The organism is Chitinophaga eiseniae (genome assembly GCF_900167135.1).
In the GTDB taxonomy this organism is placed as follows: Bacteria; Bacteroidota; Bacteroidia; order Chitinophagales; family Chitinophagaceae; genus Chitinophaga; species Chitinophaga eiseniae.
This window is the reverse complement of sequence record NZ_FUWZ01000003.1, coordinates 815,619-831,600: the sequence shown is the minus strand read 5'-3', so window position 1 is coordinate 831,600 and position 15,982 is coordinate 815,619. Positions and strand designations below refer to the sequence as shown.

Below are 15,982 nucleotides of genomic sequence, written 5' to 3'. Positions count from 1 at the left end.
CCTACATGGCAAACGAATCCCCGGTTCTAAAGTATCCCTTTGCGGATACTATCAGTGAACATGCACCCTGGCTGGAACAGCAGACCCGCACCTGGCTAGATGAATTATATCCAAGCCTGCCTCCCGAAATCAAGGAAAAATACCGGCAAACGGCCACGGGTTATTTAACGGCTCGGTTTTTCCCCTTCGCCTCAGCGGAGCGGCTGGTGCCGCTTGCCCAAAGCTCTCTTTGGGGCCTTGCCTTTGACGATGTTTATGAATATTGCACCCCCGATACCTACGCAGCATTGAGCACGAGATTGACCAGTATTATCCAGGGGGAATCCCTGCCGCTGCAAACCGAAAACGAGTTTTTCCATCAAATGCATGTCATGGCAGAAGGCTTTCGGAAATTCATGCCGCAATTCTGGATGGAACGTTTCGCCCGGAGCATGAAGATCTATTTTGAGGGTATGGCAGCCGAAGCGCCATTTAAAGCTGTCTTGAAAATACCGACACTGGAGCAGTACGTAAACATCCGTTGGCGAAGCGTCGATGTGCTGCAGATGGTAGATGGCCTTGAAGTTGCTACCGAAATGCCTTTACCCGATCAGGTCAGGCATCATCCCCAAATGGAAGAAATTGCCCGGCTGACCTGCAGGATCATTGCCTGGGCCAACGATTTCTTCTCCGTAGGGAAGGAGCAGAGCAGGGATGTAATGAACCTTGTCCTGGTACTGCAGCATCAACAGGGGCTTAGTAGACCAGAAGCTATTGCAGCTGCAGTCCGTTACCACGATGAGGATGTGAACACTTATCTGTATCGTTGCCAACACCTGCCGGAATTCGGTTCCTATAACGATGCGGTGCAGCAATTTATCAACTACAATAACTACATGATCGCTGGGCACTGGCGTTGGTACATCACCGATACCAAAAGATATTTACCAGGAGGCGCGCCTACCGATCAGTTCCGCAGTCCTGCCTAGACTGAGCCTTATATTCCTGCATCCGGGCTTTAGCCTTGTCCATAGCCATGTTGATACTACTTACAATATCTTCCGCTTCAAAAGGTTTATAGAGGAATGCGTCTGGTTGAAGAGCAGCCAATTCCTCCGGTAGCTCCTCCGACGTGTTTGCAGTAGCTATAATGACAGGCATCCTGCTCAACTCCGGATCGGTCATTGTCCTTATCGTTCGCAAAGCTTCAATGCCGCTGATCCCTTCCATGTGAATATCCAGCAACAAAAGATCCGGCCTTTCCAGGATAACCTTCTCAATGCAGCTGTTGGCGTCGTTTGCCGTAATGGCTGCACACCCAAGCTTTTTGGCCATACCGCTAAAAAACATTCTATTGACGCGATTATCGTCGGTAATCAGAATGCGCAAGGCCCTTTCAACATTAAGTGTAAAGGTCTTTTCAGCTGTTTCAACTTGTTTTTCTCCAACGATCAGCGGGATAACGATACGGAAGATACTTCCTTTACCGATTGTGGAGGTCACTTCAATCTTTCCTCCAAGATGATCAATGGCAGAGCTGACCAGCGCCAGCCCCAGGCCGGTACCTCCTTTTCTTCTCGTATAATATGGCTTAAAAATTTCATTGATATGCTCTCGTAGAATCCCCGGTCCCTGGTCCTCGACCTCGATGTATAGCTCTCGCATTGAAGGGGCCTGTAATATGGCTAGTCGGATATTTCCATGTTCGGGACTAAAATCGATAGCGTTGTTTAAAAGGTTCCTGACGGCACAGTTAAGCAAATGGCCGTCGGTCCGGATAACCTCGGGCAGGCCGTTATCGAATTCCAAAGATATGTCTACTGAGTCTTTGGCTGCCACTAATTGCATTACCTCTGTAAGGTGCGAACTCCAGGAGCGGAGATCCACATCCGTCATATTGAAATCAAAAAACCTGTTATCGCCGATCTTGTGCGTATCCAGCGTATTATCGATCGTTTCCTTAATGCTTCTGCTGATCCGGTGGACCATCCCAAATTTTCTGGACAGGTATCGGATGACTGCTTTTAGCCTGGAGGGGTCGTCAATGGTCTCAAATTTGCTGCCGTCCTCACTATATTTCAGATAGCCTAACACGGTCTCTGAGGCGAATTGCTGCGACACTGCATGGTTACGCATCTCGTGTATTACCGTCTCCGCATAACGCGTCACCTCATCGGTTCGTCGCGCTACCTCGCTTTCTAATTGCTTGCTATAGCCTTCAAGCTGTTTGTTATAATCTTCCAATTGATGGACGTACTTACGTATCCTGAAACTTCGTTGCATGAGTAGTTCGTTAAGCCTCATGTCGTAATATTTAGATAAAAGGATGGCAAAAAAAGTCATCAGCAGAATGGCCATTAGTCCAAGATTTGCGTACAGGTCACGGACAGGCAAGGGTTCACCGGCAATGATCCCACGGCGGGTAACGCCGTAGGCAATCACAATTACGAACAGGCAAAACAACCATGCCAAAGAGGAATGCCATATGGGCTTAAATATAAGCGCTGAGGTAATACACAGGAAAACCGTCAACAATTCTTCTTCCTTTGTCATTTGCCGCCAGATGCCGAAGTAAATAACGGCTACATTGTGAAGGAGAATGAAGAGCATGGCCGCCAAAAGGTGTCTGCGCCGGCTATTGAGCCAGATGATCCCGGAGAAAACTGCGGCTTCCGTCCAGGCCGCAATCAGCACGCCGATATCCCTGGATGCGATAAATATTGCCGTCCCCATCACCGAAGCCAACAATACAGTGAGCAAACAAAGTGCGTTAACAACAATTACCCGGCCTTTATCTTCGGCAAGCATTCCTTGCGTACCGGCTATTAACAAAGTATTCAATTGGTGCATGATATTTTGAGGTTTATAGTTACGCGGTGGGTCGTTTTTAGTTTTTCGATCAATATAATCCATAGGTCACTGGCAGTTGTGAATGGCTTCCAAATCCAGGCGTATTAACATTTAATCCAGCAATGCATAGATACAGGAAGCCAGTGGCAGATCTCTTTGGAATACAAAACTGACCGGGGCTGATGGTGTTGAAACGCGCGGAGTGGTCTTAATTAATCCTGGTGGGGAACTTACCTTCTCAAGCGATACACAGCAGTGGCGCACGCTTTACACTAATGTAGAACAATCCCGAGAAACAAAAAAATACAATTTTGATTTTTTTTACAACAGATTTGTAGTAAATAAAAACACATCTGTCGTTTTTTAATACAAAATTATCCTGACGCCTTATTTTTAAGGCCGAATGGCGAAGGATAAAAGATACAAAACTTTAAAAACATTGCTGGAGGGCGGCAATATTACCGGCTTTGACCACCTGCTGGAAGTGGTGCCGCTTTCCCGTATCGGGCTGGACCTGGGTGCAAATTACTCGACATTAAAAAAGAAATTCCTCGCGCCGGAGACCTTCACGATTTCAGATCTGTACAGCATCGCCGATCTCATTGAGACAGATCCGGAGCCACTCATCGGCCTTTCGAAAGGGGCGTACCTTAAAAAGCGAAAAAGGCGTAAATAGTTGTTGGGTCATGCAGGGACATAGCCCTTTCTGTAAAAAACGCTTCCTGGCGGCAAGCTTATCTCGTAGGCCCGTCCAACAATGGCGCACCAATCAATATCAATATGCTCAAAATCGTCCAGTATAGGGCTGACGTCCTGTGGATACATGCCGGTCCTGACAATCAGGTTGAGGTGATCGCGCAATTCTGTGGCCGGCTTTATCCATACACCGATGCAGCGTTCAATTACCTCGACCTGACGTAAAATCTCCATATACTCGTCCAGGTAAGCGGAACCGGCTTCCAGCCAGCATCGCAAAATGAAGTCAAGGCGCATTTGCAACCTTTTTCTGTGACCGATAAACACTCCCATTTTCTTTTCTAGCCGGCTGTAATAGCCGCTGGGTGACTGAGCAAACATGGCGGGCGATTTTGGTAAGGGTTTAGTAATACAAATGTTCGATCTTTCTCAGCTGACGATCTGCTAAGTAAACTCGATCTCTGGCCATCTTCCTTAAAGGTAAAGCCGTCGCCTGAATTAATATGTCAATTTCATCTAAAGGCAAAATGCTTAACGAACATGATTAGTTAATAAGTCCCATTTGCATGCTTTTCCTTACCAAACCGGCTACGCTCCTGGCCCCCAGCTTCAGCAGCAAATTACTGCGATGATTGTCGATCGTGCGTTCGCTCAGGAACAGGGTACGGGCTATCTCTTTGGTGGTAAAGTCTTTTGCCAGCAGATCAAGCACCTCTTGTTCGCGCAAAGTTAAGGTAATAGCTTGCCTGCTGGCTCCCAGCAGTTCACCAAGGGACTCTTCTCTCATGGTCGCATCGAGGTAGTTCTTTCCGGCATGGACAGTTTCAACGGCCTCGATAATGGTCATCTTGTCTGCCCCTTTGAGCAAATATCCCTTAGCCCCGGCAGCGAACATTCGGTGAACGGTATAAGATTGGTCGAAATTGGAAAAGACCAGTAGTTTCACATCCGGGTACTGCTTCGTGAGGATCTTCACTAGGGCTTCACCGTCCATAACCGGCATCTGCACATCTACAAGCAGCACATCCGGCTGATGGCTTCCCATTCCTGCAAGCAGTGAAGCAGCGTCCCGGTAGGTAGCCAGCAACCTGACCCTGCTATGGCCTTCCAGCATTTTCAGCAAGCCGCTCAGCACTATGGGATGATCGTCGACAATGATAATATTAATTGGGGTCATGGTAATGATTATGAAAGGTTATGCGTATTTAAGTTCAAAGGTGATGCTGGTGCCTTTACCAGGGGCAGTACGGATATCCACCTTCCCGCCTATGTGCTCTATGCCCCTTGTGATATGGGCCATACCGATACCGGCCTCAGCTGCCGAAGCGTCAAAGCCGTTACCATTATCCTCGACAGTGACCTGCAATAGATCGTCGTGGCCGCTGAGCTGCACAAGAATTATGCTAGCGCCGGAGTGCCGGACCGCATTTTCCAACAGCTCCTGTATACAGCGATAAAGCATCAGGTGAAGCCTGTGGCCCATCTCCCCAACATAGCCCAGGTATTCAAAGGATATATTCTTAGAGGTAGCCCGGCGCGCCTGCAGGCAGTATAACTCTACTGCTTTGACCAGGCCATGCTTGAGCAGCCACTGGGGCATGAGCCGGTGCGCCGTTTGCCGCACGTCCGCCAGCGTGCCGTCCAGCAGGTCCAGCGCCTGGCCGTAATCACTTTCCCGCAGTAGGTGTGGATGTTCGCTGCCAATTGTGGCGAACCAACGGCGGGCATTGGACAAGGCACCGCCTATGCCGTCGTGCAGTTCGCGGGAGATCCTTTGCCGCTCTCTTTCTTCGCCCTCGAAGGTGGCGACCCATACTGCTTTTTCCTGTTGCAGGCGCTGTTTTCGGCGGCGCCCCCGCCCATACCATGCCATCAGCGCTATAGCTGTAGCACCTAAGATAATGATCGCACAGACGATCATGTTCTTTCGTTGCAAAGCGGCCTGCTGGCGAGAGATCACCAGTTCCTTTTTTACCAGCTCGTTATCCCGTTTTTCGCTTTCATACTCCCGTTGCAGCCGATCGATCCTGGCTTGTGTTTGCGCTCCCCGCAGACTGTCGGAAAGATCGATATATTGCTCATAGAAGGCTGCTGCCTGCTCCGGCTTCTTTTGCGCCCGGAGCAGCTGGGCATAGTATAGGTAAAAGTCGCAGAGGTAATCCGGCGCCGGCACCATCCGTCTTGCTTTGGCAAGACCGCTGTCCAGCGCCCGCTGTGCCTTTCGGAGCTGGCCCATTTTCAGGTAAGCATGGCCGAGGCTGAGCAGCGGAATACAATCGTCATACTCGCTGATCGGGATATTCCTTGCCGCTTCATAATACGGCACCGCTTCGGAAGGGCGCCCGTTGTTTTCCATCATCAGGCCCAGCGAGTAATTGGCCTTATGCTTAATATCATCATATCCTTGCCTGCGGGTAAGCTGAAGGGCTTCTTCAAGCAACAGCTTTGCTTTGCCAAGACTGTCCGGCGTGTACCTGCCGGCATAGAGCGCTCCCAGGTTCAGGTAGCAGGCCGCAAGCATAGCAGTATCCTTTTGCGCTACAGCTATCATGTGGGCCTTGTTGTAGGCCCCGATGGCAGGAGCATAACGTTTAAGCCTGTTGTATAGCAGGCCCATATTGAGCCAGGGCTTTGCAGCAGAAATCGTGGTGCCATATTTGGTCGCAGCCGCTACGGACCGTTGATAATACCACAATGAACTATCATAAAGTCCGGCACTCTGGTAGCCGATACCCAGGTTGTTGTATAAGGCGGACACTTCCCGGTTCAAGCCGGCCTTTATTGCCAGCTTACACGCTTGGTCCAGGTAACGTATTAAGGCGCCATTATCTCCTTTACCAAAATACCGCTGCCCCATGTGGTTAAGGATCTTTATGCGGGTTTTGGCATCCAAATCAGACCTTTCCCGCAACATTAGCTGATAGGAAAGAATTGCTTTGTCATTATCGCTCATCGAATCGATCCGGGCAACCTGTAGCGCTATGTCAGGCTGCGACCATGCCAGCGGCTGCTGTATCAGTAATAGCAGGAAAAGCAACGAGATGACGGTTTTCATTTGTAGTAGGCAATAGTAGGTTAAGGGTTTCAGGTGGTCTTTGGCCTGGTCCGGCGGTTGGTTGCAGCTGCAGCAGAGGTAACGATTTGCAGTGTCCACAAATATACGGGCATGGCCGGTCTTTCCGGGCAACAACAAAAAAAATGCGGAATCCCGCAGGTAAAAATTGTGGATTCCTGCAAATTAAAAACGGCAAATCCCACCTGCCCGCTACAAATACTGCAGCCTAGCTTTGCTAACCTTTATGTTTCACCTCTTAATTTGTTTGTTATGCTCCGCATCTGTTTACCTATACTGTTGCTACTGTCGGCGCTGCAGGCCCATAGCCGCAGCAGTCATCCTTTACCCGGTCAGTTCCGCAGGCCTGCCTACTTCATAGAGAACAAAGGGCAAGTCACCGACCAGTGGCGCCAGGGCCGGACAGATATCGATTTTAAGCTACGCGCTTCCAAAGAGCTCACGATCTTTATCGGCAGCGGTAAGATACTCTATCAATGGACAGCCTGGGGCCGCGTGCAGGGCCCCTCTGCCTTAATGTACCGCATGGAAGTCAAGCTTGCCGGGGCCCGGCCAGGCGTTCTGCCTGCAGCTACCGAGCAGCGGCCCTACAGGGAAGAGTATTACCTGCCCGGTGTCGCCTCAGGTATGGTGGCCCAAGCCTACAGCGAGGTGACCTATAAGGATGTCTATCCTCATATCGATTGGGTGCTGCGCATGACCGAAGACGGCCACCTTAAATATGATTTTGTGGTAAGGCCCGGGGGGAACCCTGCCGATATACGCCTGGAGTATGAAGGCGCCACAAGGCTAAGCATTGGAGCCGATGGAAGCCTGCTGGCCGCAACACCAGTGGATTCCATCATCGAGCAGGCGCCTTACGCTTACCTGCAGGAAGGGCAGCGGCAGGTTGGCTGTTCTTTTGTTCTGTCCGGTAGCGGCACCGGACTTAGCTTCCAAATGGCCCCCTACAAGGGAACCCTGGTTGTCGACCCGATGGTGCTGTGGGGCACCTATTTTGGCGGCGTCGAGTATGACCAGGTCAGCGACCTCGTTTACAGCAAATTCGATTCCTGCCTTTATCTCACGGGGGCAACCAACAGCCTGAGTAACATAGCCACCTCCGGTAGCTACCAGGATACGCTTGCAGGTGGCTTCGATCTTTCCGGCTCCGATGCCTTCATCTCGAAGATGAGGCCGGACGGGTCGCTCGTTTGGTCTACCTATTACGGTGGCCCGGATATGGACCAAGGTAAAAAGGTAGCGCTGGACAGTTCTGGCGTTTACATAGCCGGGGTTACGGCCAGCCTTAATGGGATCGCGACTTCAGGCAGCTACCAGCCTGCCAAAGGCGGGGACAGCCTGGCGGAAAAAAAGGATGCTTTCCTGGTCAAATTCGACACTTCCGGCTTCCGGTTATGGGCCACCTACTTTGGCGGCAGCAATCATGAGGGCAATACTTCCATCGGACTGGCAGCAGATGGCAACGGCCATGTGTACCTGGGCGGTAATACCCAAAGCACCGACATTGCGGCCACACCCGGATGCCACCAGCCAGCATCTGCCGGGGGGCAGGATGGGTTTATCGCGAGGTTTAGCAGCGGCGGTCTGCTGGACTGGGCAACCTATTATGGCGGCAGCACGGCAGATTACATTTACGATCTGGCTACCGATGCGGCCGGCAGCCTTCTGGTGGCGGGCAGGACGCAAAGCGCTGGTGGAATTGCAACGGCCGGCGCCCATCAACCGGCAATAGGCGGCGGCCAGGACGGTTTTTTAGCTAAGTTCAACCCGGCCGGGCAGCTGAGCTGGGCCACCTACTATGGAGGAAGCGGGATGGACAGGGTCTACTGCGTCAAGGTCGGCCAAAACGGCAATGTCTTCCTTGGTGGAACGACAAACTCTTCTGCTGCGGTTGCCACGACCGGAGCGCATCAATCCGTTTTCGGGGGCGGTAGCGAAGATGGCATCATCGCTGCTTTTAATCCTTCAGGTCAACTGTTATGGGCCACCTACTATGGAGGAGTTAACACCGAGAGCATATGGGGCATCTACTGTCCCGGTGACAGCGCCTTGCTGATCACCGGCCCTACGCAGAGTACCGATAGCATCGCGACACAGGACGGCTGGCAATCCTTATCCGGTGGCAGCATAGACGCCTTTGTAGCTAAGTTCGATGCCGATAACGGAACCAGGGTATGGGGGAGCTATCTTGGGGGAGTGGATGGCGATGTTGCGCTAGCCATTACCGGGGACCGGGATTCAAAAATATTTATCGCAGGCAGCACATCCAGCGCAACGCAGGTGGCCACACCCGGCAGTCTTCAACCTGCTTTTGCCGGAGGGGATGCGGATGGTTTCCTGGTCTGCGTCAAGGATTGCCGGCCTCCAGGCAGCCTTGCCGCCATCATAGGGCCCGCTGTCATATGTAAAGGCTCCGACAGTTCTTTTTCCGTAGCGCCTGGCGGAAGCGACTCCGTTATCTGGATACCGGCCCCAGGATGGGTCGTAACCGGCAGCGGAGATACCGTTTCGGTTGCTTTCGGCAGCGGCAGCGGAACGCTCCGTGCGGTACCTGTCAACAGCTGCGCTACAGGTGATACCATTGCTTTAGCGATCACGGTTAATCCGGCACCGGACACGCCGGTTATCACCCGCAGCGGAAACATGCTTTCGGTTCCTTCCGTTTACGGCAGCTACCAATGGCTGCGTAACGATCAGGCCATAGCCGGCGCTACAAGCTCCGACTACCTGGTCAGCACCGATGGGGTCTACTCGGTTTCCGTCGGCAACGCCGAAGGTTGTGCTACAGTTTCGGCACCTATAAACATCAATGGTACTGGTATTGCAGCGTTGTTCGCCTCTTATGGGATCAGCATCTTCCCCAATCCTGTCACGGATAAGCTCTATATCCAAACGCCTACCAAGGTAGTCATTGACATCTGTAGCGTCGTCGGCAAACGGCTTTTACGGCGCACTTTGCAGCAGGGGCTGAATGTGCTGGGCCTCGATGGTCTGAGCAGTGGCATTTATCTGCTCACCCTAACGGATAATAAAGGCAGCCGTCTCGGCTCTACACGTATCTCTTTAAACCGCAACCTATGATCTCTAAACGCCTGTATGATTTTTTGATCGCCTGTCTCTGTATGTTCTATATCTTGCAGCCTGCGGGCTTGTTCGCACAGGGCGAAAATAATATCTGCTTCTTTTCAACGATAGAAACAGTTGCCAACACCGCCATCGATTTTTCCGGTACTTCGCCAACGATCACCAGCTATCCCTTGCCTGGCAATGGTACCTGGTGGTCGGCGGCAGTCTGCAAGCCTAATGGTCAGCTGCGCTTTATTGTCCAGCTTCGGGTTAATGTACCCGGATATCCGGAGCCTTGTATTTTCAGGGTCAATGGAACGCCTATTGTGGGCACAGAGCTACGCACCGGGGCGCTGACTGAAAGCTGCAAGCCGGTAGTGGTACCGCATCCAGGTAACGCCGACCAGTATTATATTTTCTATTCCTATGGCAAGGGCTTGCTATACAGCCTGCTGGACATGGGCCTTAATGGCGGCGCAGGCGGCATCGTTGCCGGCCAAAAAGATGTTGTGCTCTCTGCCTATGGTACCATCGTCGCCAAAAAAATGACGGCCGTTAAAGGTTGCCGGGGCATCTGGCTGGTGGTGCGTTCCCGGACCGCCAACCAGTTCTACAGCTTCGGTATTGATGGCGCCGGTCTGCACCCTGAACCGGTGATCTCGGAAGCGGGCACCTTTTCTGCGCCCTTTCATTACAACTATGATGACTTCGGTTTCCTGAAAGCGGCGCCGGATGGCAGTATGCTAGCCTGTTGCGGCTGGCAGGGCATAGAGCTGTTTCCTTTTGAGCCCTGCAGTGGGAAAATTACCAACACATTAGTACTTGAAACGACCGGCAATGGAGACCCGCTGGCTCCCGCCACGGCCCTTAACCATACCCGGTTCCAGGACATTTGCTTTTCCCCTGACAACTCAAAGCTGTATGCCAGCCAGAACTATTGGATAAACGGGTTGCTGATGCCAGGGCGTTTGTTCCAGTACGATGTCGATCAATCCGGCCTTCCCGCTATCATTGCTTCTAAGAACCTCATCATTACCAACCAGCCATCGTTGCTCCAGGATATCAGCGGGCTTTGCATCCTCACCGTCCAGAACCCGTTGGGGGAAATAAAGGCCGGTCCCGACCGAAAGGTTTACATCGACAATGGTAGCCAGACTTGCTTGCCGCTGGCACTCGTCCCGGCAGGATACAATCCGGGGCCGGGCTTTCATGTGCTGCATCAGCCGGACCTGGCAGGCCCGGCTTGTTTGCCGGAGCTTAACACGCTTGTTGTTCCGGCCTACACCGGTACGCTTGGAACATCTTTCTCAATGGGAGGCATGGGCGGCTTTTCCTATTTGCAGCAGGAAGTGGTTTGCGCCTCTTCGCCGCCAGATACCTTGCCTGGCCAAACTTTTCAGATAATGTCATGCTTCAAGGACAGTGTTGTAATAGCAGCAGATAGTAATGGTAAATGCAAGCGTTGGGACGATGCGTCATCCCAGCGAGACCGGCTTGTTTATGGTTCAGGTACTTATTGGGTAAGTTATTATCGAAAGGACTGCAGCTATGTTACCGACACTTTCAGGGTCCAGTTTTCCCGGGTGCCGCGACTGATCAGCAAGGGCAGCTGTCCCGGCCAGCGGGACGGTATGTTGATCGCGGTCCGTTCCGCTGCAGATACGGGTATGCTATCTTATACCTGGAGCAGCTTAGATGGCAGTGTCCTCCAGTACCGCGAGCGCCGTGGCTCGGATACCCTATATGCTGTGGAACCAGGTAGTTACCGGTTAAGGATTACCGGCGCGTCCTGCGATACAGCCATGATGGCGATAGTAGCAGCGCTTCCTGCAACGGAACTCACTGTCCGTCCGACTGAGGCTACCTTGCCCTATGGCGATAACCTGACGTTGCATGCAGAAGGCGCCCTGTTGTATTCCTGGTGGCCCTCCGGGCCTTTGGATACTCCTACCAAAGCCGATCCGGTAACGCGGCCGCTGAAACCGACTATCTTTTCCGTTGTCGGCTGGAACCAATACGGTTGCCGCGATACCGGTTATGTGAAAATTGCCATCGATTACAAAATGCCCGATCTGCTGGCCAGCGCCTTTAGCCCCAATGGGGATGGGCTCAATGACGTATTTAAGCCGATGGGCTTTACCTATCAGCGCCTGGAAAGCTTTGCGGTATACAACCGCTACGGACAAGAGGTGTTCCGTACCTCGGATGCAGCAAGGGGATGGGATGGGACCCAAGACGGTAGGCCGTGCCCTGTCGGGGTCTACTATTACCAGGTTGGCATCCTGTATCCCGATGGCAGGATAAAGAAGGTAAAGGGGGACATTACTTTGCTCCGGTAGCGTTGCTCAAAACAAGGGGCTTTCCAAAAGGAAAGCCCCGATCCATTATAATAACCCTATGTATCCTTGCAGTTAAATTCAGTTACAATACTGCTGGTCTTTGGCGCACCAGGCGGTCCAGCCCTGCATCCAATCCGCAGCCCCGATGGAGCCCCGGTAGTTGACATGACTGAACGCTCCGCCGGCGTCCCAACTATAATCCGGGCTGTCCATACTGGTAGACCCAAGTACGAAATTCTGGGTAAACCCTCCACAAAAATTGCTGCAGAAGCTGGCGTTATAACCCAGGGTGGTCACGGAGAATTGGTTACCATCCTCTACACAGGCCGAAGTCCCGGTACCGTCGATCCATTTTTGCATGGACAGGTCGCAGCCTCCTGCCCAACTGGTACTGGAATAGGGGATGGCCCCACTGTTGTGGAAACTATTGTAGGAGAATTCCAAATTGCCGCTTAAGGTCTGTGTGATTGAAGAAGGAGAACTACCACCATCAATTCTCAACCCTTTTCCATTCCAGGACGAAAACAGGCTATTGTATATTTTCCCGGCACCATTATTAAAAAAACGGACCGCATATAGGTAATTACCGTTGACAGGGCTGCCGCTGCAGTAGTTGGGGCCAAGCACGGTAGCGTTGCTGATGAGCGGTTTTGTCAAAGGAGTACTTGTAGAAATGGTCACCGGCTGGTTACTGATGTCGAAGCCATATGCACCAGACGTAGGTACCAGAGGCGCAGATAACCGCATTGCAGTAAGGAACTGCATATTGCTGGTATTGCCATAAGAAATAGCAAAGTCGGTCCTGTCAGTATTATAGCTGGTTACGTTGTCGATCTTTACTGTACCGCCTGCCACATTTAAGCCGTCGAATTGGGGACTAGTGATTTGGACATGATCGAAGGTGGTGCCGCTACCGACGGAATTGAGCATAATGGCTGCTTTGGAATTGTCATTGCCGTTGGCCGCAGCACCGGCGAAGTGTACCTGGAAGTAACGCATGGTCCCCGAATTATCGGTATTGATAGTACCGCCGCCGGTATATACCGCACAGCCCAAGTCGGTGCTAAGTGAATTACTGTTATTGTTATTGGCTTTGCCGAATAGTCGGACCCCGCCCCAATCCCCGGGGTTGCGGGAGGCTGCCGGCTGGTCGGAAGTAAAGACGACGGGGCTTGCAGCCGTACCGCTGATATTGAGCACCCCGCCGCGCTCGACAATAAGGAAGCTCTTGCCGCCGGCGGTAGGCGTCTTCATCCCGAGCAGCAAGGTGCCGGCAGGGATACTGAGCGTCACGCCCGGCTTTACGGTAACGCAGCCGTCCAGCCGATAGACGATAGCGGCGGACAACACCTTGTTGGCGGAAATATTGCCTGAAAGCGTCTCGTAGGTACAGGCAGCGGCCAGGGCTTTCGAAGAAGCACCAGATGACCGCTGCTGCTCGGCAGGGTCATGAAGGTTTTTCTTGCAGGCATAAAAAAGCAGGCAGCCTGTTACGATTAGTCCGGTGGAAAACAATAGTTTTTTCATGGTTCGAGGTTTTAGGTGAAATTGGATCGGGCATATCCATGCTATCAATTTTGGTCGATCTGAAGGCTCAGTTCCGGAAATGAAATTACCAGCAAAGGTATACCCGGCAAAGCATTAGCCGGCTTAATATGCTGAAGTACTCAACTTTGGCCCCCAAATACTCAACCACGACTACCGGTAAAAAGAGCGCGCAGCTCACTGGGTTATTCCTCTAAAATGAAACGGCTATCTGACGATTTGGAGTGATGTCTATCTCGTGCTCGATAAGTTTAATGGCACAATCCTATAAGGCGCACTGTAAAACATTCGGTAGTACTTTTTGGGGGTGCTGCCGTTACTATTAATGGAAACAGCAATAAATCTTTTAAATCAAGACAATTTTAGCATGGAACATTTCAGGAGCAGCGCTGCTGACAGGCCTTTAGTTGTCATATCTCATTTATGGGCGGTTTGGGAGGACGGCAAGGCCAGGATAACAGAAACCTTTCCATGGCACATGGGGCCGGAGACCCCTGTATCGCAGTCCGTCATGTTGAGCACGCCAATGGTGACACTGAAATAGACTATTCCGCCCCGGATCTGGAAAGTTGGGGGCGTGTATGGAGGGTTCTACTGCGCTGGTAGAGCGGCGGGAAAGCTGGCTATGGTTTCAAATGTCGCTGGTAAGCTGAGATTTTACTAAATGAGGCAAGCGGAATTAACCACGCCGGGTCATTTCTTACGGGCGGGGCCACACCCTAATGAGCCCTGATGCTTTTGACAAAGCATTATTGAAATTTCATTTCTTTTGCAACGTGGGACGAAGCCGCTTCGGCCCGGCAGCCTCCGGACAGAAACGCTTTTTTACACGGTTGACCACTTGCCAGCTGCAATTGAACAGGTCTTGTAATTCTTTTGACCGGAGGTGTCCCTGTTTAAGAAGAGCGATCATTTCTTTCACCTGTGGACCGGTAAGGAGCTTGCATTTAAAGCGTTCGGAAACCTCCGGGCAGAATTTCCGTTTGATCCTACTGACTAAACCGGCATAGGTACCAAATTTTGCGGCAACCTCCTCTATTGTAAATTCACCGTTGGAAAGAACATGGACAATCTCTTGTAAAGTGCCTTCTGAAAGGCTTTTGGGGAATTCCCTCTTATGCCGGTAGGCACGGTCGATATTTCTTTCAGATACCAAAGCCGAATATGTTCGTCCATACTTGATATTAGAGATGGTACAGATGCTTACACCATATTTCTCGGCCAGGTCGGACAAGGGTCCGTTCGGGTTCTCTAAAAAATCAAGGATTTCTTTAACCTGCTTATAACTGAGCTTCTTTCCTTCTGTTCTAAAATCATTCGGATCGTTTTCCATAGCGGGATAAATCTTATTGTGCCGGATGTTGCTGATCGTACTCATCGAGACACCATATTTAGTAGCAATTTTAGCGTAACGCAATCTGGGTTCGGCCGATAGCAGCTTCCTTATTTCGCTTACGGTATCGAGATCCAGCTTTACCCAAATTCGGCTCCCTGCTTTCACCTCGGGCCTTGTTCCTTTTTTATTTTTCGTCACCACAATATAGATATATGTTCCTTCCCTATAACGCAGAGCCGTCAATAAGGTACTATTCCAACATGGAGAAAGATCAACGAATCCTTCCGAAAGATAGTCCGGTGGCTCGGGGCACCCCATAGACTACGGCATAATAACATGGCAGCGCTGCCGGCTCTGCTATGTTAGTCTCCGACACTTATTCCGTTTCCTCTGGGCTTTGGTCGCCCCAGGTCTGTGCTTTCTCCATAATTCATTTAAAATAATGGTATATGGAAACACAAGTAAAGCTGACCGCCAAGGTGCCTCAGATCCAGTTACGCTATCGTCCAAAAATCAAAGCCGCTGATCGTGTTGCGATTAACGGATCTAAAGAAGCTAACGATATCTTCAGAGCTAATTGGAACGAGGATACGATAAACCTACAGGAGCAATTCAAGATCTTACTGCTCGATGCAGGAAGCAGGGTAATAGGTATCGTTCAAATTTCATCAGGTGGCACTACATGCACGGTAGCAGACCCTCGGCTGATCTTTGCTGCGGCACTAAAGGCCGGCGCCAAAAAGATCATACTGGCCCATAACCACCCCAGCGGATCGCTTTTGCCCAGTGCCGATGATAAGCGCCTTACTGAAAAACTGGTTCATGGCGGACGGCTGCTTGAAATCGAAGTTATCGACCATTTGATCCTTGCCTGGGATGGGCATTATTCATTTTGCGAAAACGGGCTGATGTAGCCCGTTCTTTTCTTTTATTATGGCGTTGCGGCTGCTGTTTTATAACATATCCGTTCTGCCGCATCCTGTGCCAAAGCTGCCCGCCCTTTCAGGCCTGCCCCTCCATTGTGAAGATGCTTTAGGTGGGATATAAAAAGCCTCGTGCTGAATCAAAGTTCGGGCGTGAGCTTCGGGGCGACCA

11 protein-coding genes are annotated in these 15,982 nt (G+C 51.3%); 5 read left to right on the top strand and 6 right to left on the bottom strand.

Translation table 11 applies throughout. The annotated features are described in order from the left end of the window. Positions 1-5: 5 nt before the first annotated feature. A complete protein-coding gene (locus tag B5D63_RS22345) occupies positions 6-968 on the top strand; it encodes a terpene synthase family protein (RefSeq protein ID WP_078671053.1) in 963 nt (320 codons plus the stop codon). Here B5D63_RS22345 and B5D63_RS22340 read toward each other — a convergent pair. Continuing rightward, entirely contained in the window at positions 940-2,892 is a 1,953-nt protein-coding gene (locus tag B5D63_RS22340; RefSeq protein WP_078671052.1) for a hybrid sensor histidine kinase/response regulator, read from the bottom strand. The two genes, B5D63_RS22345 and B5D63_RS22340, sit on opposite strands and share 29 nt — an antisense overlap. A gap of 340 nt (positions 2,893-3,232) precedes the next feature. Here B5D63_RS22340 and B5D63_RS22335 point away from each other — a divergent pair, with 340 nt between their 5' ends. Further along, a complete protein-coding gene (locus B5D63_RS22335; protein ID WP_078671051.1) occupies positions 3,233-3,505 on the top strand; it encodes a hypothetical protein in 273 nt (90 codons plus the stop codon). 8 nt (positions 3,506-3,513) lie between these two features. On the opposite strand, the gene B5D63_RS22330 is transcribed toward B5D63_RS22335, so the two are convergent. From B5D63_RS22330 to B5D63_RS22320, 3 genes are all read right to left on the bottom strand, one after another. Then, positions 3,514-3,906 carry a hypothetical protein gene (locus tag B5D63_RS22330; protein WP_078671050.1) on the bottom strand — a complete coding sequence of 131 codons (393 nt, stop codon included), beginning with the start codon at positions 3,904-3,906 and terminating at the stop codon, positions 3,514-3,516. Positions 3,907-4,069: 163 nt separating this feature from the next. Beyond that, positions 4,070-4,702, bottom strand: a complete 633-nt coding sequence (locus B5D63_RS22325; RefSeq protein WP_078671049.1) for a response regulator — start codon at positions 4,700-4,702, stop codon at positions 4,070-4,072. An 18-nt stretch (positions 4,703-4,720) separates the two neighbouring features. Beyond that, a complete protein-coding gene (locus B5D63_RS22320) occupies positions 4,721-6,679 on the bottom strand; it encodes an ATP-binding protein (RefSeq protein ID WP_143313037.1) in 1,959 nt (652 codons plus the stop codon). 171 nt (positions 6,680-6,850) lie between these two features. Here B5D63_RS22320 and B5D63_RS22315 point away from each other — a divergent pair, with 171 nt between their 5' ends. Both B5D63_RS22315 and B5D63_RS22310 read left to right on the top strand, forming a co-directional pair. Next, positions 6,851-9,682, top strand: coding sequence for a DUF7948 domain-containing protein (locus B5D63_RS22315; RefSeq protein WP_159456117.1), 2,832 nt, complete (start codon positions 6,851-6,853; stop codon positions 9,680-9,682). Beyond that, on the top strand, positions 9,679-12,006 hold the full coding sequence (locus tag B5D63_RS22310; RefSeq protein ID WP_078671046.1) for a T9SS type B sorting domain-containing protein: 2,328 nt from the start codon (positions 9,679-9,681) through the stop codon (positions 12,004-12,006). The genes B5D63_RS22315 and B5D63_RS22310 overlap by 4 nt, the downstream gene beginning before the upstream one ends. A gap of 78 nt (positions 12,007-12,084) precedes the next feature. On the opposite strand, the gene B5D63_RS22305 is transcribed toward B5D63_RS22310, so the two are convergent. After that, positions 12,085-13,533, bottom strand: coding sequence for a hypothetical protein (locus tag B5D63_RS22305; protein WP_078671045.1), 1,449 nt, complete (start codon positions 13,531-13,533; stop codon positions 12,085-12,087). A gap of 778 nt (positions 13,534-14,311) precedes the next feature. After that, positions 14,312-15,088: a hypothetical protein gene (locus B5D63_RS22295; protein WP_143313036.1), complete on the bottom strand. Its 777-nt coding sequence runs from the start codon at positions 15,086-15,088 to the stop codon at positions 14,312-14,314. Positions 15,089-15,336: 248 nt separating this feature from the next. Here B5D63_RS22295 and B5D63_RS22290 point away from each other — a divergent pair, with 248 nt between their 5' ends. Next, entirely contained in the window at positions 15,337-15,801 is a 465-nt protein-coding gene (locus B5D63_RS22290) for a JAB domain-containing protein (protein ID WP_078671042.1), read from the top strand. Positions 15,802-15,982: the final 181 nt, after the last annotated feature.

Excerpts from the sequence above, each read along its gene's own strand:
- B5D63_RS22345 (WP_078671053.1), top strand. The coding sequence starts at position 6 with ATGGCAAACGAATCCCCGGTTCTAAAGTATCCCTTTGCGGATACTATC.
- B5D63_RS22340 (WP_078671052.1), bottom strand. The coding sequence starts at position 2,892 with ATGGATTATATTGATCGAAAAACTAAAAACGACCCACCGCGTAACTAT.
- B5D63_RS22335 (WP_078671051.1), top strand. The coding sequence starts at position 3,233 with ATGGCGAAGGATAAAAGATACAAAACTTTAAAAACATTGCTGGAGGGC.
- B5D63_RS22330 (WP_078671050.1), bottom strand. The coding sequence starts at position 3,906 with ATGTTTGCTCAGTCACCCAGCGGCTATTACAGCCGGCTAGAAAAGAAA.
- B5D63_RS22325 (WP_078671049.1), bottom strand. The coding sequence starts at position 4,702 with ATGACCCCAATTAATATTATCATTGTCGACGATCATCCCATAGTGCTG.
- B5D63_RS22315 (WP_159456117.1), top strand. The coding sequence starts at position 6,851 with ATGCTCCGCATCTGTTTACCTATACTGTTGCTACTGTCGGCGCTGCAG.
- B5D63_RS22310 (WP_078671046.1), top strand. The coding sequence starts at position 9,679 with ATGATCTCTAAACGCCTGTATGATTTTTTGATCGCCTGTCTCTGTATG.
- B5D63_RS22305 (WP_078671045.1), bottom strand. The coding sequence starts at position 13,533 with ATGAAAAAACTATTGTTTTCCACCGGACTAATCGTAACAGGCTGCCTG.
- B5D63_RS22290 (WP_078671042.1), top strand. The coding sequence starts at position 15,337 with ATGGAAACACAAGTAAAGCTGACCGCCAAGGTGCCTCAGATCCAGTTA.